The organism is Halostagnicola sp. A-GB9-2, assembly GCF_030068615.1.
GTDB lineage: Archaea > Halobacteriota > Halobacteria > Halobacteriales > Natrialbaceae > Halostagnicola.
Genome location: NZ_JASJOC010000030.1, coordinates 1 through 2,093, shown reverse-complemented (window position 1 = coordinate 2,093; position 2,093 = coordinate 1). Strand labels below are relative to the sequence as shown.

Genomic DNA, 2,093 nt, shown 5'->3' with positions numbered 1-2,093 from the left:
GTTCGGATATGAACGCAACGAACACGTGATCGACGGGCCGTTCAACTCGGCTCGTCATCTCGGACGATCATAGTCCGAAGGGGTTTTGTACCCCCGAAGACGTATGATAGAGTCCGAAGGAAATGAGGATCCTACCCCTGCGGTCCGCCGTTAAGATGGGATCTGATGTTAGCCTTGACAGTTCGGTGACGCTCGATCGGTCGGCGATCTGGTCGCCGAACTGTGGACCACGCAATGTGTGAGTGTGTATTTATACCATTCACCGCCAAACCCCCCTGCTCTGCAGGGGATTTAGCATTCCGGTTGATCCTGCCGGAGGTCATTGCTATTGGAGTCCGATTTAGCCATGCTAGTTGTACGAGTTTAGACTCGTAGCAGATAGCTCAGTAACACGTGGCCAAACTACCCTATCGAGCACGATACTCTCGGGAAACTGAGGTTAATAGTGCATACGGCTCGCTCCCTGGAGTGGCGCGAGCTAGAAATGCTCAGGCGCGATAGGATGTGGCTGCGGCCGATTAGGTAGACGGTGGGGTAACGGCCCACCGTGCCAATAATCGGTACGGGTTGTGAGAGCAAGAGCCCGGAGACGGTATCTGAGACAAGATACCGGGCCCTACGGGGCGCAGCAGGCGCGAAACCTTTACACTGCACGAGAGTGCGATAAGGGGACTCCAAGTGCGAGGGCATATAGTCCTCGCTTTTTCCGACCGTAGGATGGTCGGCGAATAAGTGCTGGGCAAGACCGGTGCCAGCCGCCGCGGTAATACCGGCAGCACAAGTGATGACCGCTATTATTGGGCCTAAAGCGTCCGTAGCTGGCCACGCAAGTCCATCGGGAAATCTCCCCGCTCAACGGGGAGGCGTCCGGTGGAAACTGCATGGCTTGGGACCGGAAGATCCAGAGGGTACGTCTGGGGTAGGAGTGAAATCCTGTAATCCGAGACGGACCACCGGTGGCGAAAGCGCTCTGGAAAGACGGATCCGACGGTGAGGGACGAAAGCTCGGGTCACGAACCGGATTAGATACCCGGGTAGTCCGAGCTGTAAACGATGTCTGCTAGGTGTGGCACAGGCTACGAGCCTGTGCTGTGCCGTAGGGAAGCCGTGAAGCAGACCGCCTGGGAAGTACGTCTGCAAGGATGAAACTTAAAGGAATTGGCGGGGGAGCACTACAACCGGAGGAGCCTGCGGTTTAATTGGACTCAACGCCGGACATCTCACCAGCATCGACAGTGTGCAGTGAAAGTCAGTGTGATGAGCTTACTGGAGCCACTGAGAGGAGGTGCATGGCCGCCGTCAGCTCGTACCGTGAGGCGTCCTGTTAAGTCAGGCAACGAGCGAGACCCGCACCCTTAATTGCCAGCAACACCCTTGAGGTGGTTGGGTACATTAAGAGGACTGCCAGTGCCAAACTGGAGGAAGGAACGGGCAACGGTAGGTCAGTATGCCCCGAATGTGCTGGGCTACACGCGGGCTACAATGGTCGAGACAGTGGGATGCTACGCCGAGAGGCGACGCTAATCTCCGAAACTCGATCGTAGTTCGGATTGCGGGCTGAAACTCGCCCGCATGAAGCTGGATTCGGTAGTAATCGCGCCTCAGAAGGGCGCGGTGAATACGTCCCTGCTCCTTGCACACACCGCCCGTCAAAGCACCCGAGTGAGGTCCGGATGAGGCCGGCGTTACGCCGGTCGAATCTGGGCTTCGCAAGGGGGCTTAAGTCGTAACAAGGTAGCCGTAGGGGAATCTGCGGCTGGATCACCTCCACAGACCGGGACCGGGGCGACGCCCCGGCCCACACGCGGTTTTGCGAACTCGGTCCACACGTTCACTCGACCACCGTCTGGCCGAGCGAGCACCTTAGAACTGTCAAGGCTAACACTCCCGATTGATCCCCAGTCTGCACATCAGCAGAGTGGGGTGGGCCCATAGCTCAGTGGTAGAGTGCCTCCTTTGCAAGGAGGATGCCCAGGGTTCGAATCCCTGTGGGTCCATGACTCGGGTTAAATCACAAATCGAATCGTGTCCCTTAAGTGGGAGACGGGACGTTGATTTAATCCGAAGCAACGAACCAATGCACCACCCCGCGC

At 57.5% G+C, this 2,093-nt stretch carries 1 tRNA gene and 1 rRNA gene; both read left to right on the top strand.

From position 1 onward, the window contains the following. Positions 1 to 296: 296 nt before the first annotated feature. Positions 297 to 1,770 (top strand): 16S ribosomal RNA (locus QNM96_RS22825). A gap of 155 nt (positions 1,771 to 1,925) precedes the next feature. Then, positions 1,926 to 1,997: transfer RNA gene (locus QNM96_RS22820), tRNA-Ala, on the top strand. The last annotated feature ends 96 nt before the right edge of the window (positions 1,998 to 2,093 follow it).